The following is a 22,993-nucleotide window of genomic DNA, read 5'->3' on the forward strand; positions in this document are numbered from 1 at the left end:
GGAGTGTCCATGCCCGCCAGCGACTTTACCTCTGACGAATACACCGCCCGCATCGCCAAAACCCGCAGCGCCATGGCGGCGCGGGGCATCGACACTCTGATTGTGGCAGACCCGTCCAATATGGCCTGGCTCACAGGGTATGACGGTTGGAGCTTTTATGTGCCTCAGGCGGTGATCCTGCCCGCCACCGGGTCGCCGATCTGGTGGGGGCGCACGCAAGACCGCCCCGGCGCGGCGCAAACCACATGGCTTGACGCGGATCACCTGCTCGACTGGCCCGAAGAACATGTCCAACATCCCGATCACCACCCCTATGACACGCTTGTCACCCATCTGCGCGACCGGGATCTGACCCGCGCTATCGGTGTCGAGATGGACAATTACTACTATTCCGCCGCCGCGCATCAGGTGCTGCTGACCGCCTTTGGTCAGGATCAGATCCACGACGCCACGGGCGTGGTCAACTGGCAGCGCGCCGTCAAAAGCGACACCGAACTCGCCATGATGCGCAAGGCGGGTCAACTCTCGGCCCATATGCACACCACTTTGCGCCAGGGGTTCCGCGCCGGCCGCCCCAAACACGAACTGGTGGCCGAAGTGCAGGCCGCCGGTGTGGCTGGTCTTCCCGGTCTGGCAGGTGATTACGCGGCGATTGCACCCATCGCGCCCTCAGGACGCGAAGCCTCTGCGTCCCACATCACATGGAACGACCGCCCACTGACTGCGGGCGAGGCCACATATTTCGAAATCTCGGGATGCTATCATCGCTATCACTGTCCAATCAGCCGCACGCTGTATCTGGGCGACCCACCTGCCGATATCCGTCGCGCCGAAGAGGCGATCCTAATTGCGATCCACGACACCTTAGCCGCCGCCAAACCCGGTGCCACCTGCGAACAGGTCGCCGCCTGCGTCTATGACAGCTTTGCCAAAGCAGGCTACATCAAAGGCAACCGCACCGGCTATCCCATCGGTCTCAGCTATCCGCCCGATTGGGGCGAACGCACCATGAGCCTGCGCCCGGGTGACACGACAGTGCTTGAGGAAAACATGACCTTTCACCTGATGCCCGGCCTCTGGACAGCGGATTGGGGCGTGGCCATCACCGAAAGCTTTGTGATCACGCCCAGTGGCGGTGAACCACTTGCCGACATCCCCCGCGACATCCATGTGGTTCCGCCCTGACGGAAATTCAGCCTGCTCGAAACCCAGATCACGCGCAACATTTGAACGGAACCCCCGCCAAAAGCGCCAGTCGCCCGAAGGGCTAATACTGCATGCGGCGCAACGCGCCGCATCCCGCTGGATCAAGCCTCACGCCGTGCCGCAAAAAACGCCTTCAACAAGTCCTCAGCCGCATCAGCACCAATCCCGTCGTAAACCTCGGGCACATGATGGCTCTGAGCGTGAGAGAACACACGCGGCCCCTGCGCCACGCCGCCTGACTTGGGATCAGACGCGCCATAATACACCCGCGCAATGCGCGCCTGACTGATGGCGCTAGCGCACATCGGGCACGGTTCCAGCGTCACATACAGATCATGCCCCACCAATCGCTCGCTGCCCACAATCCTGCAGGCCTCGCGCAGCGCCACGATCTCGGCATGCGCCGTCGGATCACACCATTCCCGCGTGCGGTTGCCAGCCGCCGCCACAACCACGCCCCCGGGGGACACAACCACCGCGCCCACGGGCACTTCGCCTCGCGTCGCGGCTGCGCGCGCCTCAACCAGCGCCTGATCCATGTGGCTTGTGAACGTCATACCTCATCACATGCCCCGCCTTGGCCCCTTTCGCAATCCCCCAAACCCCGCTAGAGGAGAGAGCATGACCCAGAAAAGCCCCACACCAGACACACCCAAAGGCGACCGCATCGCCAAAGTTCTCGCCCGTGCAGGCGTCGCTTCCCGCCGCGAGGCCGAGCGTATGATCGAGGCCGGGCGCGTCAGCGTGAACGGCAAAAAGCTCTCCAGCCCGGCGCTGAACGTGACCCTGCTTGACCGTATCACGGTGGACGGCAAACAAATCAGCGAACCCGAGCCCGAACGCATCTGGCTCTATCACAAACCCACCGGGTTGGTGACATCCAACAGCGATGAAAAGGGCCGCGAAACGATCTTTGATCACCTGCCCGACACCCTGCCGCGCGTGATGACTGTGGGCCGGCTGGACATCAATTCCGAAGGTCTGTTGTTGCTGACCAATGACGGCGGCGTCAAACGCACGCTCGAATTGCCCTCTACCGGCTGGTTGCGCAAATACCGCGTGCGGGTCAATGGCCGCCCGACCGAAGACACGTTTGCCCCCCTGCGCAAGGGCGTGACGGTTGATGGTGAACGGTTTCAACCGATGGACATCACACTGGACCGCCAGCAAGGCGCCAATGCATGGGCCACAATTGGTCTGCGCGAAGGCAAAAACCGCGAAGTCCGGCGCGCGATGGAGGCCATCGGCCTGACCGTGAACCGGCTGATCCGCGTCTCATATGGCCCGTTCCAGCTGGGCGACCTGAAATCCGGCGGCGTCGAAGAGGTGCGCCGCCGCATCGTGCGTGATCAACTGGGTCTGGACGGGGCCGTGCCGCCCGAAACACGCAAGAAACCGACAAGACGTCGACGCTAAAGCACTTCGCCGAATACTTGAAACATCAAGCATCACTTAACGCGTTGAAATCTTTGATTTCAGGCAGCGTTAAGTGATTCAGGTTTTTCGCGAAGTTCTATAGGTCAAACCCGCGTCGCCTAAGAAGACAGGTCAGCGTGCGCGCGCTGGCCTGCGGCCTTGTTCCGTGTTCAGTGTTCAGTGTTCAGTATTCTTCAACGGTCATCACGCCTTCCAGCGATTTCAGCGCGCCCTTGATCTGCGGGTTCACCGGAAATTCCGTCTTCAGGTCCATCTCAACTTCGCCCGGCAAATCCGGGTTCAGCAGACATAACATGACCGGCCCACGCGGCGTGCCTTTCAGGCTCTCTGCCGCGCCCTGCAACACATTGGCCACCGGCGTCACGGCCTGCACATCCTCAAGGAAAATCTTCAGCCCAACTGCGCCCGCATCCGCCACGATCGTGTCCACAGGCGCAATCGAGCGCGCCAACAGCTTAAGCTGATCACTTTCCATCGTTGCCTCAACCGTCACCACAACCTTGGACCCGGTTTCCAGATATTCGCGCGATTTCTCCAGCGTTTCGCTGAAAATTGTCACCTCGTAGGCCCCGGTCGGATCACTCAGCTGGGCAAACGCAAACCGGTTGCCACGCGCCGACTTGCGCTCTTGCCGCCCCGATACGCGCCCGGCGATCTTGGCAATCATCGCCCCGCCCCGCGCCTTGTCGGTCAGCTCATCCAGCGTCAGCACTTTCTTGCGCTTCAGCGCAGGCATGTAATCTTCCAACGGATGCCCGGACAGGAAAAAGCCGATGGCACGCGCCTCTTCGTCCAACCGCTCTGCTGGCATCCATTCCCCAACCGGCGACAATCGCGGTTCTGGCAAATCATCTCCGGCCTCACCAAACAACGACACCTGATTACTGCTTTTCTGCTCAAAAATCGCAGATGAATATCCCACCAGCGACTCAAGGCTTTCCAGAACCCTATGTCGGCTTGGGTCCAGCTGATCAAACGCCCCCGACCGTGCCAGCATCTCCAACGGGCGCTTGCCGACCTTTTTCAGATCAACCCGACGGGCAAAATCAAACAACGTGGCAAAAGGCTTGTCCGCGCCGTCCACACGACGCCCCTCAACCACCAGCTTCATCGCCTCAACGCCGACGTTCTTAAGCGCGCCCAGCGCGTATACCAACGCCCCATCGACTACTTTGAACGTCGCATCCGACCGGTTCACGCACGGCGGTACAAACGGCAGCTTCAGCGCCTTTTTGACCTCTTCAAAATAGACGGCCAGCTTGTCAGTCAGATGGATATCGCAATTCATCACGCCAGCCATGAACTCAACCGGATGGTTCGCCTTAAGCCAAGCCGTTTGATAAGACACCACCGCATAGGCCGCCGCGTGAGATTTGTTAAACCCATAGTTGGCGAACTTTTCCAACAGATCGAAAACTTCGGACGCCTTTTTGGCCGGAACACCATTTTCGCCCGCGCCTTTTTCAAACTTGGGGCGCTCGGCGTCCATCGCCTCTTTGATCTTCTTACCCATCGCCCGGCGCAACAGGTCAGCCCCGCCAAGACTGTAGCCCGCCATGACCTGCGCGATCTGCATCACCTGTTCCTGATAAACGATGATGCCTTGGGTCTCTTCCAGAATGTGATCGATCAGCGGATGCACGGATTCGATCTCTCGCAGTCCGTTCTTGACCTCGCAATAGGTCGGAATGTTCTCCATCGGGCCCGGACGATACAACGCAACCAGCGCCACGATATCCTCGATACAGGTTGGTTTCATGCGTTTCAGGGCATCCATCATGCCCGAACTTTCCACCTGAAATACCGCCACCGTCTTGGCCGAGGCATAAAGCTTGTAACTTGGCTCATCATCCAGCGGGATGGCGTTGATCTCGTTCACGGCGCCCTCGGCGGGCTCATACAATTCCGTGCCATCCGCAGCGACATGAATATCGCGCCCCGACGCGCGGATTTGTTCAATCGCGTTCTGAATCACCGTCAGCGTTTTCAGACCCAGAAAGTCGAACTTTACCAGCCCGGCCTGTTCCACCCATTTCATATTGAACTGGGTCGCCGGCATGTCGGAACGCGGGTCCTGATACAAAGGCACCAGCGCATCCAGTGGCCGGTCCCCGATCACAACCCCCGCTGCGTGGGTCGAGGCATTCCTGAGCAGCCCCTCAACCTGCTGCCCGTAATTCAACAGCCGTTCCACAACCTCTTCATTGCGCGCCTCTTCGCGCAATCTGGGTTCTTCCTTCAGAGCATCCTTGATCGACATCGGCTTTACGCCTTCGACCGGGATCAGCTTGGACAACCGGTCCACCTGCCCATACGGCATCTGCAACACGCGCCCGATGTCGCGCACCGCCGCCTTGGACAACAGCGCACCAAAGGTGATGATCTGCCCCACCTTATCGCGCCCGTATTTCTCCTGAACGTAGCGGATCACCTCTTCACGCCGGTCCATGCAGAAATCGATGTCGAAATCCGGCATCGAGACCCGTTCCGGGTTCAAAAACCGCTCAAACAGCAAGGAATAGCGCAGCGGGTCAAGGTCAGTGATCAACAGCGCATAGGCCACAAGGCTGCCCGCACCCGATCCCCGACCGGGTCCAACCGGAATGCCGTGATCCTTGGCCCATTTGATGAAATCCGCAACGATCAGAAAATAGCCGGGGAACCCCATGCCCTCAATGATGCCCAGCTCAAAATCCAACCGCGCCTGATAGTCTTCGACCGACACCGCATGCGGGATCATCGACAGACGATAGGCCAACCCGTCTTGCGCCTGACGGCGCAGCTCAGCGACCTCGTCATCGGCAAATTTTGGCAGGATCGGATCGCGCCGATAGGTCATGAACGCGCAGCGTTTTGCAATTTCGACAGTGCTCTCAATCGCCTCAGGCAGATCGGCAAACAACGTCACCATTTCCTGCTGGCTTTTGAAATAATGCTGCGGCGTCAATCGGCGCCGCCCGTCCTGTTGGTCAACATACGCACCCTCCGAAATGCAAATCAGCGCGTCATGCGCCTCATACATCTCAGTTTCGGGGAAATAGACGTCGTTGGTCGCCACCAGCGGAATGTCCATGGCATAGGCCATCTCAACAAATCCACGCTCGGTCAGCCGCTCGGCTTCAGGCTGCCCGCTCTCTCCCGGGTGGCGTTGCAATTCGACATAAAGCCGATCGCCAAAGGCCCGCTGCAAACGCGCCATCAACGCCTCGGCATCCGCGCGCTGGCCATGCTGCAACATGCGCCCAATCGGCCCATCCGGACCGCCGCTCAGACAGATCAGCCCCTCGGAATGCGCCTCCAGCTGCTCAAGCGTCACCTGCGGCAATTGCCCGCCTGCATCCACATACAGACACGAACTCAGCTTCATCAGGTTTTCATACCCCGCTTCTGTCTGGCTCAACAACACCACCGGTGCCGGGGCGGGCGGCTGGCTGCGCCCGGACTGATCCGGGTTGGGCATCGCCACGTCCACCTGACAGCCAACAATCGGCTGCACGCCCGCATCGCTGGCCGTCACAGAAAACTCCAGCGCTGCAAACAGGCTGTTGCTGTCGGTGATCGCCACCGCAGGCATGTCCATCTGGGCACACATACCGGGCAGTTTCTTAACCCGAACTGCGCCTTCCAAAAGCGAATATTCGGTGTGGGTTCTCAGGTGAATGAATCGGGGTTCGCTGCTCATGCGCCGACCCTATCGCAGCTGTGCAACCGATGTAATCCCGAACCCGCCGCGCCCTCGATTGTTCTTGAATTACTCAAGATATACGCAAGATATCCTCAAGGCAAAAATGGCAAACGGCGCCGACCGGCCATGCCAGCCGTGCAAAACTGCCAAAATGATAATCGCACGCTGATTGGAACACTTTCAATGAAACGTTGAAAATTCCACGCCATTACCCCTTAATAACACAAGGATTTTCCGAAAAACTGCTGTTCATTTAGTGTGCATACCCGCTTTTGCCCCCCCGACTAACCCCAAGTTTCCCTTGCAGAATCTGCGCCCCGCTCCCTAGGGTTAAGGCGCGAAAAAGGGTTTCGGGGCCTGCATTGCACCGAAAAAAGCAAGCCGAAAAACGGCAAAGGGGACGCGACCATGACGGGGACACTGCTAAGCATTTCAGGCCTGACCAAGGCCTATCCGGGCGTGGTGGCCAATGACACCGTCTCGTTTGATATCGGCGAAGGCGAAGTGCACGCGCTGCTGGGCGAAAACGGCGCGGGAAAATCCACACTGGTCAAGATGATCTACGGGCTCGTCAAACCCGACAGCGGCACCATGACCTGGAAGGGTCAGCCCTTTACCCCGCCCGAACCCAAAGCCGCCCGCGCGGCGGGTGTCGCCATGGTGTTTCAGCACTTTTCCCTGTTTGACGCGCTGAACGTGGCCGAGAATGTCGCGTTGGGTATGGAAGACCCGCCCCAGATGGGCGATCTTGCCCGGCGCATCCGCGAAGTGTCAGAAACCTACGGCCTGCCGCTTGATCCCAACCGCACCGTGGGCGATCTCTCTGCCGGGGAACGCCAGCGCGTCGAAATCATCCGCTGCCTGCTGCAAGACCCCAAACTGCTGATCATGGACGAACCCACATCCGTGCTGACCCCGCAAGAGGTCGAAATTCTGTTTGAGACTCTGAACAAGCTCAAGGCCGAAGGCACCTCGATCCTTTATATCTCTCACAAGCTCGAAGAAATCCGCACGCTCTGTGACCACGCGACCATTTTGCGACTGGGCAAAAACGTGGGTGAATGTGTGCCCGCCGAAACCTCGGCCCGCGATATGGCGGAACTGATGGTGGGTGACACGCTGCAAACCCCCACCCGCACCACCGAAAAGAAAGGCGAAGTTGTGCTGGACGTGTCCGGCCTGTCGCTGGAACCGTCCAACCCGTTTGGCACCACGCTCAAGAACATCCACTTCACCGTGCGCGCCGGTGAAATCCTTGGCCTCGGCGGTGTTGCAGGCAACGGTCAGGACGAATTGCTGGCCGCGCTCTCGGGCGAAACCCCGACATGGCCGGACGCGATCAAGGTAAAGGGCAACGAGGTTGGCAATCTTGGCCCCAATGCCCGGCGCGGCCTCGGCATTCTTGCCGCCCCCGAAGAACGTCTCGGCCACGCCGCCGCACCGGATATGAGCCTCACCGAAAATGCACTTCTGACCGGGGCCATCCGCGAAAACCTGACCTCAAACGGCTTTGTGAACTGGTCGGGCACGGTAGAATTCGCAGAGAACATCATCAAGACCTTTGACGTGCGCACCCCCGGCCCCCATGTGGCGGCCCGTGCGCTGTCTGGCGGCAATCTGCAAAAATTTGTCGTCGGTCGCGAGGTGTTGCAACGCCCCGAAGTACTGGTCGTGAACCAGCCCACCTGGGGCGTTGACGCCGCCGCAGCCGCCGCCATCCGTCAGGCCTTGCTGGATCTCGCCGCCAATGGCGCGGCGATTATCGTGATCTCTCAGGATCTCGACGAACTCATGGAAATCTCGGATCGCTTCGGCGCCCTGAACGAAGGCCGCCTGTCAGACATCCGCCCGGCGGCGGGTCTCAGCATTGATGAAATTGGCCTGATGATGGGCGGTGCCCACGGAATGGAAGTCGCTCATGTGGGCGAAACCGAAGGAGCCAGCGCATGATCGCTCTCGAAAAACGCCCCATGCCATCGCGCACCCTGTCGATGGCCACGCCGCTGATTGCGGTGGTGATCACCATGATTGCAGGCGGCTTGCTGTTTGCCGCGCTAGGCAAAAACCCTTTTGAGGCCATCCGCACGATTTTCTGGGATCCGATCTTTGGCGAATTTGCCTTTTACTATCGCCCGCAATTGCTGGTCAAAGGCGCGCCTCTTGTGCTGATCGCCATCGGCCTGTCGCTGGGCTTCAAGGCCGGCATCTGGAACATTGGCGCCGAAGGCCAGTACATCATGGGCGCCATCTGTGGCGCCGGGGTTGGGCTTGCCTTCTACCCAACAGAAAGCATCCTGATCTTCCCACTGATGATCCTTGCCGGCGCGCTTGGCGGCTGGGCGTGGGCGATGATCCCGGCCCTGCTCAAGGTCAAGTTCGGAACCAACGAAATCCTCGTGTCGCTGATGCTTGTCTACGTGGCCGAACAATTGCTGGCCTCAATGTCGCTGGGGCTTCTGAAAAACCCCGACGGGCACGGCTTTCCCGGGTCTCGCAACCTGAATGACTACCCTTCTGCCACCAGCTGGATCAACGAGGCAGCCGGTCTGCACTGGGGCATGGCCTTTGCCTTTATCGCGGTGATCTTTTCTTATGTGCTGCTCAACCGCCATATCCTTGGCTTCAATATCCGCCTGACAGGCGAGGCGCCCCGTGCGGCCCGTTTCTCGGGGGTGAATCCAACCCGGCTGATCCTGTTCTGCCTTGGCGCGTCCGGTGCTCTGGCGGGTCTTGCAGGCCTGTTCGAAATCTCCGGACCCTCAGGACAAGTCAGCATCGATTTTAACGTCGGCTACGGCTTTACCGCCATCATCGTCGCCTTCCTTGGCCGCCTGCATCCCGTCGGCATCCTGTTGGCCGGGCTGCTGATGGCGCTGACCTATATCGGCGGCGAAATTGCCCAGGGCAATCTCGGCCTGCCCTCCTCTGCCATTCAGGTGTTTCAGGGCATGCTGCTGTTCTTCCTGCTAGCCCTCGATCTGCTCACCAATTACCGCGTGAAATTCACTGTTAAGGGGACTGCATAATGGATCTCTCAGCCATCAACCCCGTCCTTCTGATCGCCTCTCTCATGGTTGCGGCCACGCCGCTCTTGCTGGCCGCCATTGGCGAACTTGTCGTTGAAAAAGCCGGGGTGCTGAACCTCGGTGTCGAAGGCATGATGATCGTCGGCGCCATCTCGGGCTTTGCGATCAGCGTCGAAACCGGCTCGCCCATATTGGGGCTCGTCGCCGCAATGATCGGCGGCGCGGTGCTGTCGCTGCTCTTTGCCTTCCTGACCCAGTTCGCGCTGGCCAATCAGGTCGCCTCCGGTCTGGCACTCACCCTGTTTGGCCTCGGCCTTTCTGCCCTCATGGGCCAGTCTTATGTGGGCATCAAACCCCCGGCCATGGCCAAACTGGACATTCCCGTGATCTCGGACATCCCGGTGATCGGCCCGATCCTGTTCAGCCATGACCCCGTGCTTTATATCGGCATCGCGCTGATTGCGGCGGTTTGGGCAATGCTGAAATTCTCGCGTGCCGGCCTGATTTTGCGCGCAGTGGGCGAAAGCCACGATGCCGCCCATGCGCTGGGATATAACGTGATCCGCGTGCGCATCCTTGCCATCATGTTCGGTGGGGCCTGTGCCGGTCTGGGCGGGGCCTATATCTCGCTGATCCGCGTGCCCCAATGGACCGAAGGCATGACCGCCGGGATCGGCTGGATTGCCCTTGCGCTGGTGGTGTTTGCCAGCTGGAAACCCTGGCGGGTTTTACTTGGTGCTTACCTTTTCGGCGGTATCAACGTTTTACAACTCAACCTGCAGGCCGCGGGCATTGCAATTCCTGTCGAATACTTGGCAATGTCTCCGTATCTGATCACCATCCTTGTGCTGGTTATCATGTCTGCTGACAAAAGCGGTGCACCCGCCTCGCTTGGGCGTACCTTCCATGCCTCACAATGAGGCCAAAACAAAAACTGCTATCAACCGGGGAGCAACCATAATGAAACTCACGAAACTTCTCACAAGCGCCGCCATGGCGCTGGGTCTGGCGACCACCGCCATGGCCGCAGACACCAAAGTAGGCTTTGTCTATGTCGGCCCTGTGGGCGACGGCGGCTGGACCTATGAACACGATCAGGGCCGCAAAGCCGTGGTCGAAGAATTCGGCGATAAGGTCGAAACCGTCTATGTCGAAAACGTGCCCGAAGGCGCGGACGCGGAACGCGTGATCACTCAGATGGCGCTTCAGGGCGCGGACCTGATCTTTACCACCTCGTTCGGTTACATGGACCCGACCATCAACGTGGCCAAGAAATTCCCCAAGGTGAAGTTCGAACACGCCACCGGCTATAAACAATCCGACAACGTGTCAGTCTATTCAGCCCGCTTCTACGAAGGCCGCGCCGTTCAGGGGCATATCGCCGGTCAGATGACAAAGTCCAACACCATTGGCTATATAGCATCCTTCCCGATCCCCGAAGTGATCCGGGGCATCAACTCGGCCTATATCCATGCCAAAGAGGTCAACCCGGACGTTCAGTTCAAGGTGATCTGGGCCTACACTTGGTTTGATCCCGCCAAAGAGGCTGACGCCGCCAAGGCGCTGATCGAACAGGGCGCTGACGTGATCCTGCAGCACACTGACTCCACCGCCCCTCAGGCTGCCGCTCAGACAGCAGGAAATGTTGTCACCTTTGGTCAGGCCTCTGACATGAGCGAATACGCTCCGTTCCCGCGCGTGTCATCGATCATTGATGATTGGGCGCCCTACTATGTGGCCCGCACCAAGGCTGTCATGGACGGCACATGGGAAAGCGTAAACACATGGCACGGCATCGGCGACGGCATGGTTGGTATCGGTGAGATTTCCGATGCGGTTCCCGCCGAGATCAAAGCCTCTGCCCTCGCCCTCAAGGACTCGCTGGCAGATGGCTCCTACCACGCCTTTACCGGCCCGATCAAAAAACAGGACGGTTCCGACTGGCTGGCCGAAGGTGAAACTGCCGACGACGGCACGCTGGCAGGCATGAACTTTTATGTCGAAGGCATCGAAGGCACGATCCCGAACTGATCGCGCGCCACAGTATCCAGGAAAGGCCTGCCCAACCGGCGGGCCTTTTTTATTGCCGCAATTGCCCGGCATCACAGCGCCCCAACAGCGCAATCTTAGCGACCTTCCCCGGACGCGCGCCAATTGAACGCCCGCAAGCCCGTTCAGGCGAATAATGCTCAATATGCGAACTCAGGAATATAAATTTATAGACCAGGCGCCGTTCATCTCCTAACTTGATAATCAGTTCACCAATTTAGGGCCGGTCAGAAAAATCAGCCCGATTTTCAGAGGCAAAAGGATTAAAAATCAATGAGAAAACTGAAATCTATTCAAACTGTCCTTGTCGGAACAACCGCCGCCGCCATGATGCTCGCAGCATCGCTGGCCACGGCCGCCGACGAAAACGTCCTGCCAACCTCAGGCGATAGCATCGAAACCTTTTTGAGCAGCAAATACTGGACAGTCTTCAAGAACAAGACGCGCGGCTCCTGTTTTATCGAATGGCGCAGCCAGAACAGCGTTGTACAGGCCGGTTTAACAGCCTCTCAGACCGCAGGCTATCTGGGCGCTTTTCTGAAAGATTTTGAACCAGCGGAAGGCGAACACCAAACGTCCATCTTGCTGAACGGAAATCGCTATGTTGGCACGGCGACCACAGTGTCACGGTCGCTGTCCGGCGGTTTCAAGGGCGGCTACATCGTTTTTGACAATCCAAACTTTGTGCGCGACCTCGAAGAAGCACGCGAATTCGTCGCCTTCCCGGAGTCTCCCCGCACCGTTACGGTCAAGCTTAAGACACCGAAAAATGCCATTGACCGTGCGCGGGAATGCATGGCCAGTTTCTGACCCGTCCACTGAGCTCTCAAGGCGGTCATTTTTCCGACTTTTAAAGTGCAAAGCTCTGATCGAAACAGAGCCCTCACCAAGCGGTGCTGGAGGCAAGTGCCTTCAGCACTTCGCATCAGATGTCGCGCAGCGCCAGCCAGATCAGAAACCCGATATAGGCAAACACGATCAGGTTCAGAACTGTATCAGCAATTGATCCGCTCATGTCCGACCCTCCTTGTGCAGTGACCGCAACAGGCAAACGACCAGAACAGGCACGATAAACACAAACGCAATCGCCGACAGCGCAATGATCGATCGCACTAATCCGACATCGCCAACAAAAATCATCGCCAGCCCCAACGCGCCCAAAACACCCCCCCAGATCGTGCGGATATTGGGCGACGGATTTTCATCCCCGCCGGTCCCGATCATCGCCAGCGTGAACCCCGCACTGACCACACTTGTCACCACAAACAGAAACGCCGCAAATATCGTCAGACCCTGTGTCACTGCGCTGACCGGGAATTTCTGCAACAACGCAAATGTCGTGGCATCCAGACTCTGCGCATTGACCTCAAGCAGATCACCGTTGCCACGCAGCACATCGAAAAAACCGATGCCCCCAAACACGCCAAACCAAAAGATCGAAAACAGCGTTGGCGCCACAATCACGCCAATCAGAAACTCGCGTATTGTGCGCCCGCGCGAAATGCGGGCAATGAAAATGCCCACAAATGGCGACCACGCCAGCCACCAGATCATATAATTCAGCGTCCAGCCCTGAAACCAGTCCACCACCGTCGTATCGAAAAACTCAACTGTCGAAAACCCGGCAGGCAGCACCTGGAACACATAGCGCCCAAATCCCGAAACAATCGAATTCATCACAAACGATGTCGGACCGCTCACCAGCAGAAAGACCAGCAACACAACGGCCAGCGTCATCGCCAGATTGGACAGCTTGGCCATACCGTCGCCAAGGTCACGGCGCAGCGGCACGAAAAACGCCAGACACATCGCCACAAAAACCGGCATGGTCAGCTTATCAGGCTCGGCCATGCCAATCAGCCCGGCCAACCCGGTTTGTATCTGAAACACGCCCATCGCCAGCGATCCTGCCAGCCCAACCGCAATCGCAACAATCGACAGCAGGTCAAACACCCACGCCAGCGCCCGGGTCCAGCCGTGATCCCCATAAACATCGGTCAGCGGCGCACTCAACAACAATGTCCGCCCGCGCCGGAATGCAAAATAGGCAATCACCAACCCCACCACGCCGTAAATTGCCCAGGCGTGAAACCCCCAGTTCAGATAGGTCACAAACAGCGCCCGACTGGCGGCCGCCGGATCACCGGAATACGCGCGCAGCACAGAGAAATGGGTCAACGGTTCGGCAGCCCCGTAGAACAACAAACCGACTCCCATCCCTGCCGCAAACAACATGGCAATCCACGCCGGTGTCGAGAATTCCGGCTCTGATCCATCCGGCCCCAGCCGGACCGACCCAAAGCGCGACAGCACCAGATAGATCGCCAGAATAAGCAACCCGCTGGCCTCCAGCATGATAAACCAACCACGGCTGTCAAATTGCGCCGCGACAACCGCGGCGGACAGCGCACCCAATCCCTGCGGGTCCACAAGGCCCCACAATGCAATGCCAATGCTGATCGCCAGCGCCGTGATCAAAAGAGGGTTCAACTGCATCGCGAAGCACTTTCACATGAGGGGGAAACCAAAACGGTCTGCGCGCACTTAATCACGGATGTCCGCCAGTTTCAAAACCCGAAAAGCGCCGCTTCGGATGACCAAACGTCACAAGCAACGCACGGTCTGGTAACCTGATCCGCCTGTCCATGGGCCGCAAATTGGAACCGACGCGATGCCGACGTAATACCGACGCGATGCCGAAATACAAAATCCTGTAATTTCAGGCCGTTAACCACGATTCGGCGAATTGCGCACAACACCCGTGCACATGCGCAAGTTTGCGGCGCGCCAAACTCGCACTACATTCGTCGCAACAGGAGGAATTCACATGCGCAAAATTCAGGCTCAGGGCGTTCACCACATCACCCTCACCGGTGCCGACCGGCAAACATCCATCGACTTTTGGGAAGGCGTGCTTGGCATGCCTTTCATCTTTGACCAGCCAAATTTGGATGACCCGAACGAAGGTCATCTGTATTTTGATCCCGGCGACGGGCGGCTGATCACCGTCTTCACCAACGAAACCCGCACCCCCGACCCGCGCCGCACCCCAACCGAACCGGGATGCGTGCACCACATCGCGTTTAATTTGGGCCGGTCTAGTTGGTTGCAAGCCATTGAAAGACTTGAAGAACGCGGCATCAAACATTCCGGCGCGCGGGATCGCGGCTTTATGGATTCGATCTATTTCAATGATCCAATGGGCCTTTTGATCGAACTGGCCACCTATAAATTTGAGCCACCCGTGGGCTGCACTCACGCCGACGTACTGATCCGTGCGCACCGGCTTCGGGTGGAACGCGGCGACTATAATATCGCCGAAGCACATCTGGCCGACGCAGTCGAGGCGCTGGTTCTGGAACGACAAGGCTCCCTGTCAGACACCCGCGCCCCGGCCAATCCGTACTAGGCGCCGGTCAACAATCCAGCCACCATGGCCAACAACGCGACCGCGTGAATCAACATGATCGCGCGGTCGTTCCAAAGCACGCCCACGGCAAACCACCCGGTCAAGCCGATCAGAAAAAACACTATGTTCCAAGGCACTAAGCCAAATGCCGTGGCCGTGTATCCCAATATCTGAACAATCGACGCCGCCCATTTGATAATGAAAGCAACGTCAATCCGGCGGCTTAAAACTGCGTCAGACATGCGCCGTCAACCCGCCATCCACACGCCAGTTTTGCCCGGTCACATAGCTGCCCTCTCCGGCCAGATAAGACACCAAAGATGACACCTCTGACGCCTGTCCGTACCGGCCCATCGGGATACGCGCCTTGCGATCGTCGGCCTCGGGCAAGCTGTCGATAAATCCTGGCAAGACGTTGTTCATGCGTACATTTTTGGCAGCAAACTTGTCTGCGAACAGCTTGGCAAAACTCGCCAATCCCGCGCGGAAAACCCCAGATGTCGGGAACAGCGGGTCTGGCTCAAAGGCCGCAAAGGTCGAGATGTTTACAATTGCGCCGCCCCCTTGTTCGGCCATGATTGGCGCCACCAAACGGGTCGGGCGGATCACGTTCATCAGATACACGTCCATGCCCAGATGCCAGTCTGCGTCGCTGATCTCCATGATGTCGCCTTTGGGTCCGTGACCTGCCGAATTCACCAGCACGTCAATCCGCCCCCAACGGTCCATCGCCCTATCTACAAGGGCTTTCAGGTCGTCTTGCACCAGATTGGACCCGGTCACGCCAACACCGCCAAGCTCTGCCGCCAGCGCCTCGCCTTTGCCTGAACTCGACAGAATTGCCACCTCGAACCCGTCCGCATGCAACCGTCGCGCCGCATCGGCCCCCATGCCGCTGCCACCGGCTGTAATCATCGCAACTTTGGTCATCGCCATACTCCTTGTTTCGACTTTGAAACTAAGGTTTGCCAACGCCCTTGACCAATCATGTCTCCTATGGCCAGACTGTAGAAAATCTACAGGCTTCTCTGATGCGCAAACCTCTTCTCAACAGCCTTCGCATGTTCGACGCCGCCGCGCGCCATGGGAATTTCAGGCTGGCTGCTGACGAGTTGAACCTGACCCAGGGTGCTGTGGCCCAACAGGTTCGCAAGCTTGAGGCGGATCTCGGTCAACCGCTTTTTACGCGCCTTCCCAGAGGTTTAGAGCTTACGAATTCCGGCGCGCGCTATCACCGCGATATCCGCAAGGCGCTTGACCTTATTGACCGCGCAACCGAGGCACTACGCCCGGACACGACCAATGTCACCCTTTCTGTGCCGCCATCTCTGGCCACAAAATGGCTGGTGCCGCGCCTGGCGCAATTTGCCGAGACGCACCCATTTATCACTCTCGACCTCAGCGCCAGCGAAGCGCTCACCGACTTTCGCCGTGACGCGGTTGATCTGGCCATTCGTCAGGGCGCGACCCCAAGAGAAGAGGGATTGAACGTGCACCGGCTGGCCTCGCTGGATCTGTGCGCGGTCGCAAGTCCGTCTTATCAGATGTCGGGGCAAGCGATTGAAGATATTCAGGATTTTTCCGACCACAAGCTCATTCAGGACGGCCACCGGCATTGGACCCGCATGTTCCAGTCCCGCGACCTCGCCCCGCCCACAGTGGCGCTCAGCTTCAATCAAACTGCCCTGGCCATCGATGCGGCCATGGCCGGACAAGGCATTGCTATGGCTCCGCGCCTTTTGGTCAGTGATACGATGATGAATGGGAATCTCGTGGAAATCTGGCGTGCGCCCCACAACGCGGATGCTTATTACATCGTGCATCCCAACCGGGATCACCCGGCCCGCGATAACGTTGTGGCCTGGCTGTTAGGCCAGGCCACACTCTAGATCAATCGCCGTCTGCGACACCTTCGGCCCGCGCCCGCGCGCGCCGCGCGCGATAGCTTGGCAACACAACCAAAATCGCGGCAATCACCAGCAATCCAAGCGTCATGGGACGTTCCCAGATAAAGCCGATGCCATCATAAAGCTGCATGGAACGCGAGAAGTTGTCTTCTAACATGCCACCCAGAATGAAGCCGATCAGCAGCGGAGCCAGCGGGTAATCCGCAAACCGCAAGGCGGTCGCGCACACGCCAAAACCCACCAGCAACAACAGCTCGGTGGCGTTGTTTTGCCCGATATAAGCCCCCATAAGGGTAAAGAACAAAATGAACGGGATCAGATAGTTGCGCGGCACCGACAAGACCTTGGCGATGTATGGGATCAAAGGTAGGTTCAGGATCAACAGAACCAGGTTACCAATGAACATCGACATGATGACGGCCCAGAAAATCTGAGGTTCGTCGATCATCAGCCGCGGTCCCGGCGTCACGTTCAGCGCAATCAGCGCGCCCAGCAGGATCGCCGTTGTGCCTGACCCCGGAATGCCCAGCGTCAACAGCGGCACAAACGACCCGGTACAGGCGGCGTTGTTGGCCGTCTCCGGTGCAGCCAGACCCTTGATCGAGCCTTTGCCGAACTCTTCCTGCTCTTCCTTGGTGGCGATATTGCGCTCCACCGCATAGCCCAGAAAGCTCGCGATGGTGGCACCCGCACCCGGCAGAACGCCAATGAAGAACCCTTGCAGCGACTGACGTCCGATCACTGGCGCAATAGCTTTGGCTTCAGCGGCCGAAATACGCAGGTCTTTGATTTCCCCATCCCCGTCACCCGAGATATTCTTGGGTTTCAGCACCAGAAACAACGCTTCGGGCAAGGCAAACATCGCCATGGCCAGCGTGATAAATCCGAACCCGGACTGAAGATCCATGATGCCCATGGTAAAGCGCGGCATGTTGAATAACGCCCCTTCACCGACGGTCGCCATGATCAGCCCCAGCAGCGTCATCAACATCGCCTTGGCCACCTGACCCGTGCCCGCAAAGGCGGCGATGGCTGACAGACCGACGACCATCAGTGCGAAATACTCAGCCGAATGAAACAACAGCGCCACGGAGGACAGCGCAGGCGCAAAGATCATCAACAACAGCGCGCCGACGCTACCGCCTGCAAAACTGGCGATGGCGGCAATGGTCAGCGCCTTACCGGCTTTGCCCTGTCTGGCCATCGGATAGCCGTCAAAGCTGGACGCCACGGTGCCCGCGACCCCCGGCGCATTCAAAAGGATCGACGAGGTCGAGCCACCAAAGATGGCGCCATAATATACCCCGGCCAACAGGATCAGTGCCGCGGATGGATCGCCCATCGAGATCGCCACCGGGATCATGATGGCGATGATCGACATCGGCCCCAGCCCCGGCAGCATGCCAATAAATGTCCCGATCAGACAGCCACCAATGACCATCAACAGGTTTTGTAAAGAAAGCGCCGTTTGCAGGCCGATCAATAGTCCTTCGAGCATGTCATCAGCCTCCGATAAAGCCCGGCAACGGGCGCAAATAGATGCCCAGCACCTGCTGGACGAGATACCAAACGACAAACGTCGCGATCAGCGAGACAATCAGCATGATATGCCACTTGCGTTCTCCGAGCAGGAATGACCCCAGGATCAGGAACGCGGAAGTCGAGAAAATGAACCCCAACGGGCGCAGGCACAGAGCATAGGCCACCATCAGCACCAGCAGGAACACGGCCTGCCACAGGTTGTAATCCATCAAACGGCGGTAATCGATATCCGCCTCTTTTTCTTCAGCCTTTTCAAGGCCTAACAGAATTGTCAGCGAAGCAATTGTGGCCAGTACAGACAACACCTTGGGAAAGGTGCTTGGCCAGATCGGGTTGCGTTTCATGAACGGCGCAAGGTTGCCATCCATCGTAAACCAGGCGGCATATCCGTAGGCCAGGCAAATGCCCAACAATACCAAAGCTATCCAGCGGTCCAGAGCCATGTGTCCCTCCCTTGGGAACGGCAGAGCGGTGTCCCGCTCTGCCAAATGAGCGATAAAAGTCTTAGAGGAAGCCCAGCTTCTTCATCAGATCGCCAATGACTTTTTCTTGCTCTTCAAGAAAGGCTTTAAAGTCATCGCCCGAGTTGTGGATATTCACCCAACCGTTGCGTGCACGGACTTCTTCCCATGCATCGGTTTCATACATCTCACCCAGCGCTTTCTGGTACATGGCCACTTCTTCCGCTGGCAAACCCGGCGCGCCAAAGAACCCGCGCCAGTTTACGAACGTTGTGTCGATGCCTTGCTCTGTCATGGTCATTGCATCTGGCGCTGCAGACACGCGTTCCGGCGATGTCACACCGATGATTTTGACCTCGCCAGCAGCGGCCAGATCAACTGCTTCAGAGAAACCGGTCGACAATGCTGCAATCTCACCCGACAACAAGGCTGCCATGGCTTTGCCGCCTGCATCATAAGGGATGTACTTGACGCCCAGCGCATCTTTGCCAGCCGCTTCCATCACCATGGCTGCAACCAGATGGTCCATACCACCGGGAACCGAGCCACCGCCAATGGCGGTCTTGGATGGGTCGGCGTCATAAGCCGCCATCAGGTCATCCATCGAGTTGATCGGGCTGTCTTTGCCCACGACCATCGCGGCATAGTCACCAATCGTGCCCGCAACCAGCGTCAGGTCACGGAAGTTGTGTGGGAACACGCCTGTCAGCGACCGGATCACGATCGGGGTCGAGTTGACCATCAACGTGCCGTGGTTGCTGTCTGCGTTTTCGATCAGGTACCCGATGGCCTTACCACCGCCACCACCTGACATGTTCTCATACGAAGCGTTGCCAACGATTCCTGCCTTGGTCAGCGCTTCACCCGTGCCACGGGCTGTTCCGTCCCAACCACCACCGGCACCGCCGGGGATCAGAAAGTGAATACTGTCGAGCACTTTGTGCCCATCTGCCATTGCAGAACCTGCAAAAGCCATCGTTGCAACAGCGGTTGCGATCAGGGCACGGCGGCCCAGTTTGAATGTCATCAGATTATCCTCCCAATTTGACAACTGTCCGAAACACGGCTCAGTTGAACGTAGTCAAACACCGGAACCTGACATAAACCTGTCACGTCCTACAAAAGGTAATCAGGCCGATGAAATTTCTTTTGGTCGAAGACAATCTCGAGCTCGCACAGGCGATTTGCACCCGAATGCAGCTGGACGGCCATGTTATTGACCATGCTGACAGAATTAAGGACGCGCAGGCTTTCTCTGAAACCGGGGAATATGATCTGATATTACTCGACATCATGCTCCCCGACGGGGATGGCCGGTCGTTTCTCAAACGACATCGCGCTGGGCAAAATGACACGCCGGTCATCGTCCTGACCGCCCGTTCGCAAGTTTCTGACAGAATCAGCATGCTTGATCTTGGCGCCGACGACTACGTCACCAAACCCTTCGATCACGAAGAACTTCAGGCCCGGTGTCGCGCCGTTTTGCGACGCAAGACCGGAACGACGCAAACCGTTGTAAAACTCGCGGATGTGAATTTTGACCCGGTCAAAGGCGCGCTGAAAATCGGCGCGGACGAGATACCGTTGCGAAACCGCGAATTGCGATTACTGGAACTTCTGTTCAATGCGCCGGGGCAGATCTTCTCAAAACAGAAACTGTTCGACCGCCTGTTTTCCTATGACGACGACGTGTCCGAAAACGCGATTGAGGTCTATATCGGGCGCCTGCGAAAACACCTTGAAAAGTCCCAACTCAGGATCACAACCCATCGTGGTTTGGGATATCGGCTGGACCATGACTGACTCGGCGCACATACACGGATCATTGCGCAACCGGCTGGCTTATACGCTGGTGGGCGGTGCTGCCATTCTGGCGATCCTGATCTTTCTGGTGGTGCGCAACTATGCTGCCCAAATCGCGCAACAAGGACAGGATGACGTTCTGGGTGCCTCTGTCACCTCGATCCTGGATGCCGCCATCATTCGCGACGGAAAGATCGAGATCGACTTTCCCTATGCGTCCTTTTCGATGCTCAGCACCCCTTCGGATGATCGGGTATTCTATGCAATTCATCAGGACGACACTCTTTTATCCGGCTACCCCGACCTGCCCCGCCCCCAAATTCAGGGCACCCATGACCGCGACTTTCGCTCTGCCCTGTTCAATGGTGCAAATGTGCGGCTGGCAACCGCGACGCGTGTTCTGATCGGTGCGGATGTGCGTACCGAAATCAAGGTTTCTGTGGCGCAAACTCAGGATGCGCTATCCGGCACGCTGAACCGCATTTCCCGCAATGTCGGCCTGTTTGTCGCGGGCTTCTTCCTGCTCGCGACATTGCTGTCATTCTGGGCCACATCCACCACCATCACCCCGCTCAAGCGCCTGACCAATTCGGTCACACGGCGCGGCCCAAAGGACCTCAGCCCGTTTGTGAAACCGGTGCCTGTGGAAATGGCGCCCTTGGTATCGTCGCTGAATTACCTGATGGCGCGGCTGGATCACTCGCTGAAACAATCCGAAGACTTTATCGCCGAGGCCGCACACCGTGTACGCACACCACTGGCCACGGTCCGGTCACATGCTGAATCCACGCTCCACCGTGTTGAACGCGAAGACAACCGTCAGGCCCTGCGCGCCATGATGCGTGCCATTGATGAAAGCTCGCGCGCCGCCGGGCAGTTGCTGGACCACGCTATGATTACCTTTCGCGCAGATCACCTTGAATTGCAGGATCTCGATCTGGTGGATCTTGTGCGCGATCTGGTGCTGCGCCTGACTCCGATTGCCGAAATGAAAGACATCGAACTGCGGCTGAGTGGGGATAAAGACGTCAAGGTCAAAGGCGACCCGATCCTGCTGCAAAACGCATTGCGAAACTTGATCGACAACGCGTTGAAATATGCCCCCAGCGAAAGCAACATAGACATCATCGTTAGCGCCGATCCCGTCGCCAGAGTAGACGTCCGCGATCAGGGCGCCGGGTTTCCAACCGACAGAATGCCAGAACTTGTGTCGCGCTTTTCCCGGGGCGAGAATGCCGGCAACACCATTGGGTCCGGCCTGGGCCTGACCATTGCTCAGGACGTCGCCGTCGCCCATCAGGGCGCATTGGTGTTGTCAAACCGGCCGGAGGGCGGCGCATGCGTTACATTCTCCTTCTGATCTTTGCGTTTTTCGGCACTCTGGCGACAGCTCAGGACTGGGAAGACCAACAACTGTTTGGTCCATCCAATCCGGCGCGAACCCTGCGCGTAATTTCCAGCACAGACACCTCGTTTTTCGCGCCCATCATCGCTCAGTTTCTGGCGCAAAACCCGCAACTGGCGGTGGAATATCTTGTCACTTCCACCACCGCGCTGGACCAAACGTTTCGCCAATCGCCGCAAAGCTATGATGTGGTAATTTCCAGCGCCATGGATTTGCAGTTTAAGCTGGTCAATGACGGCCACGCACACAAAGTCGAAGACATCTCTCATCCCGATTGGGCACAATGGCGTCAAAGCCTGTTTGCGTTCACCACCGAACCCGCTGCCATTGTCGTCAATCGGCAGGCATTTGAAGGGCACCCGATCCCCGGAACACGACAAGAGCTGATCCAGGCCTTGCGCGCGCGCCCCGACGTGTTCCGAAACCGACTGGGCACCTATGATGTGCGTCAATCGGGTCTGGGCTACCTCTTTGCCACACAAGACGCACGCAGCACAGAAACCTATTGGCGTCTGATGGAGGTGATGGGCAGCATGGGCCTGAACCTCTATTGCTGTTCCGGGGACATGATCAACGATCTGACCACAGGCAAAATTGTCGTCGCTTACAATGTGCTGGGCAGCTATGCCTCGGCACGCAAAGACGCCCAAGATATTCTGGAAATCGTGTTGCCATCAGATTTCCCGACCACAATGATGCGCACCGGTTTTGTCTCTTCCCATTCACGCCATCCGGAATTTGCCGCCGCCTTCATCCGCTTTCTGGCCGGATTACAGCTGGAAAACAACGGTCAGGACGGGTTTCCGCTGCCACCGCTCAGCCCGGCGCGCGACATTGAACGCCAACCGACGATATCGCTGGGCCCGGCTCTGATGACCTACCTGGACTCGCTGAAGAAACAGAATTTCCTGCAGGAATGGGAAAATGCCGTGGTTCAATAGAGCCTGTCATCGCAGCCTCTTTTACCCCGCTCAAATCCATGCCAACGTCGCCGCAGGACTGGCCGAAGTCTGAGGCCACATTGAACCCGTATTATTTGTGAAAAACACTCCTGCACACGGAT

At 58.0% G+C, this 22,993-nt stretch carries 20 protein-coding genes; 12 read left to right on the forward strand and 8 right to left on the reverse strand.

Annotated elements, in window-relative coordinates:
• Positions 1-9: 9 nt before the first annotated feature.
• The gene (locus ABJI08_RS00890) at positions 10-1,185 is read left to right on the forward strand and encodes a M24 family metallopeptidase (RefSeq protein WP_348399939.1); all 1,176 of its coding nucleotides are present in this window, start codon (positions 10-12) and stop codon (positions 1,183-1,185) included.
• A 122-nt stretch (positions 1,186-1,307) separates the two neighbouring features.
• Here ABJI08_RS00890 and ABJI08_RS00895 read toward each other — a convergent pair whose 3' ends face one another.
• Positions 1,308-1,763, reverse strand: a complete 456-nt coding sequence (locus ABJI08_RS00895) for a nucleoside deaminase (RefSeq protein ID WP_348399940.1) — start codon at positions 1,761-1,763, stop codon at positions 1,308-1,310.
• A 64-nt stretch (positions 1,764-1,827) separates the two neighbouring features.
• On the opposite strand from ABJI08_RS00895, the gene ABJI08_RS00900 reads away from it, so the two are divergent.
• Complete coding sequence (locus tag ABJI08_RS00900; RefSeq protein WP_348399941.1) at positions 1,828-2,622, forward strand: pseudouridine synthase; 795 nt, start codon at positions 1,828-1,830, stop codon at positions 2,620-2,622.
• Positions 2,623-2,806: 184 nt separating this feature from the next.
• Here ABJI08_RS00900 and dnaE read toward each other — a convergent pair whose 3' ends face one another.
• The gene (dnaE, locus tag ABJI08_RS00905) at positions 2,807-6,325 is read right to left on the reverse strand and encodes a DNA polymerase III subunit alpha (RefSeq protein ID WP_348399942.1); all 3,519 of its coding nucleotides are present in this window, start codon (positions 6,323-6,325) and stop codon (positions 2,807-2,809) included.
• Between the two features lie 411 nt (positions 6,326-6,736).
• Here dnaE and ABJI08_RS00910 point away from each other — a divergent pair, with 411 nt between their 5' ends.
• The 5 genes from ABJI08_RS00910 (at position 6,737) to ABJI08_RS00930 (ending at position 12,213) form a co-directional block, all read left to right on the forward strand.
• The gene (locus ABJI08_RS00910) at positions 6,737-8,278 is read left to right on the forward strand and encodes an ABC transporter ATP-binding protein (RefSeq protein ID WP_348399943.1); all 1,542 of its coding nucleotides are present in this window, start codon (positions 6,737-6,739) and stop codon (positions 8,276-8,278) included.
• A complete protein-coding gene (locus tag ABJI08_RS00915) occupies positions 8,275-9,354 on the forward strand; it encodes an ABC transporter permease (protein ID WP_348399944.1) in 1,080 nt (359 codons plus the stop codon). Before ABJI08_RS00910 ends, ABJI08_RS00915 begins: the two co-directional genes overlap by 4 nt.
• On the forward strand, positions 9,354-10,274 hold the full coding sequence (locus tag ABJI08_RS00920; RefSeq protein WP_348399945.1) for an ABC transporter permease: 921 nt from the start codon (positions 9,354-9,356) through the stop codon (positions 10,272-10,274). Before ABJI08_RS00915 ends, ABJI08_RS00920 begins: the two co-directional genes overlap by 1 nt.
• A 40-nt stretch (positions 10,275-10,314) precedes the next feature.
• Complete coding sequence (locus ABJI08_RS00925; RefSeq protein WP_348399946.1) at positions 10,315-11,385, forward strand: BMP family ABC transporter substrate-binding protein; 1,071 nt, start codon at positions 10,315-10,317, stop codon at positions 11,383-11,385.
• A gap of 291 nt (positions 11,386-11,676) precedes the next feature.
• Positions 11,677-12,213 (forward strand): hypothetical protein, encoded by a 537-nt coding sequence (locus tag ABJI08_RS00930; protein ID WP_348399947.1) that lies wholly within the window; start codon positions 11,677-11,679, stop codon positions 12,211-12,213.
• Positions 12,214-12,414: 201 nt separating this feature from the next.
• Here ABJI08_RS00930 and ABJI08_RS00935 read toward each other — a convergent pair whose 3' ends face one another.
• The gene (locus tag ABJI08_RS00935) at positions 12,415-13,899 is read right to left on the reverse strand and encodes a BCCT family transporter (RefSeq protein WP_348399948.1); all 1,485 of its coding nucleotides are present in this window, start codon (positions 13,897-13,899) and stop codon (positions 12,415-12,417) included.
• A gap of 331 nt (positions 13,900-14,230) precedes the next feature.
• On the opposite strand from ABJI08_RS00935, the gene ABJI08_RS00940 reads away from it, so the two are divergent.
• Positions 14,231-14,812 (forward strand): VOC family protein, encoded by a 582-nt coding sequence (locus tag ABJI08_RS00940; protein WP_348399949.1) that lies wholly within the window; start codon positions 14,231-14,233, stop codon positions 14,810-14,812.
• Here the strand turns inward: ABJI08_RS00940 and ABJI08_RS00945 are convergent.
• Both ABJI08_RS00945 and ABJI08_RS00950 read right to left on the reverse strand, forming a co-directional pair.
• On the reverse strand, positions 14,809-15,054 hold the full coding sequence (locus tag ABJI08_RS00945) for a DUF6552 family protein (RefSeq protein ID WP_348399950.1): 246 nt from the start codon (positions 15,052-15,054) through the stop codon (positions 14,809-14,811). The two genes, ABJI08_RS00940 and ABJI08_RS00945, sit on opposite strands and share 4 nt — an antisense overlap.
• Entirely contained in the window at positions 15,047-15,748 is a 702-nt protein-coding gene (locus tag ABJI08_RS00950; RefSeq protein ID WP_348399951.1) for an SDR family oxidoreductase, read from the reverse strand. Before ABJI08_RS00950 ends, ABJI08_RS00945 begins: the two co-directional genes overlap by 8 nt.
• Before the next feature lie 95 nt (positions 15,749-15,843).
• On the opposite strand from ABJI08_RS00950, the gene ABJI08_RS00955 reads away from it, so the two are divergent.
• Positions 15,844-16,701 (forward strand): LysR substrate-binding domain-containing protein, encoded by an 858-nt coding sequence (locus tag ABJI08_RS00955; RefSeq protein ID WP_348399952.1) that lies wholly within the window; start codon positions 15,844-15,846, stop codon positions 16,699-16,701.
• A gap of 1 nt (position 16,702) precedes the next feature.
• On the opposite strand, the gene ABJI08_RS00960 is transcribed toward ABJI08_RS00955, so the two are convergent.
• From ABJI08_RS00960 to ABJI08_RS00970, 3 genes are all read right to left on the reverse strand, one after another.
• The gene (locus ABJI08_RS00960; protein ID WP_348399953.1) at positions 16,703-18,217 is read right to left on the reverse strand and encodes a tripartite tricarboxylate transporter permease; all 1,515 of its coding nucleotides are present in this window, start codon (positions 18,215-18,217) and stop codon (positions 16,703-16,705) included.
• 4 nt (positions 18,218-18,221) lie between these two features.
• Positions 18,222-18,704: a tripartite tricarboxylate transporter TctB family protein gene (locus ABJI08_RS00965; RefSeq protein ID WP_348399954.1), complete on the reverse strand. Its 483-nt coding sequence runs from the start codon at positions 18,702-18,704 to the stop codon at positions 18,222-18,224.
• A 61-nt stretch (positions 18,705-18,765) separates the two neighbouring features.
• On the reverse strand, positions 18,766-19,749 hold the full coding sequence (locus tag ABJI08_RS00970) for a tripartite tricarboxylate transporter substrate-binding protein (protein WP_348399955.1): 984 nt from the start codon (positions 19,747-19,749) through the stop codon (positions 18,766-18,768).
• A 110-nt stretch (positions 19,750-19,859) separates the two neighbouring features.
• Between ABJI08_RS00970 and ABJI08_RS00975 the strand changes: the two genes are divergently transcribed.
• From ABJI08_RS00975 to ABJI08_RS00985, 3 genes are read left to right on the forward strand one after another with little or no spacing between them, the layout of a single operon-like run.
• Complete coding sequence (locus ABJI08_RS00975; RefSeq protein WP_348399956.1) at positions 19,860-20,525, forward strand: response regulator transcription factor; 666 nt, start codon at positions 19,860-19,862, stop codon at positions 20,523-20,525.
• Positions 20,518-21,885, forward strand: a complete 1,368-nt coding sequence (locus tag ABJI08_RS00980) for a sensor histidine kinase N-terminal domain-containing protein (RefSeq protein WP_348399957.1) — start codon at positions 20,518-20,520, stop codon at positions 21,883-21,885. The genes ABJI08_RS00975 and ABJI08_RS00980 overlap by 8 nt, the downstream gene beginning before the upstream one ends.
• The gene (locus ABJI08_RS00985; RefSeq protein ID WP_348399958.1) at positions 21,864-22,871 is read left to right on the forward strand and encodes a substrate-binding domain-containing protein; all 1,008 of its coding nucleotides are present in this window, start codon (positions 21,864-21,866) and stop codon (positions 22,869-22,871) included. The genes ABJI08_RS00980 and ABJI08_RS00985 overlap by 22 nt, the downstream gene beginning before the upstream one ends.
• Positions 22,872-22,993: the final 122 nt, after the last annotated feature.

It is taken from the genome of Shimia sp., from assembly GCF_039969785.1.
Lineage (GTDB): Bacteria > Pseudomonadota > Alphaproteobacteria > Rhodobacterales > Rhodobacteraceae > Shimia.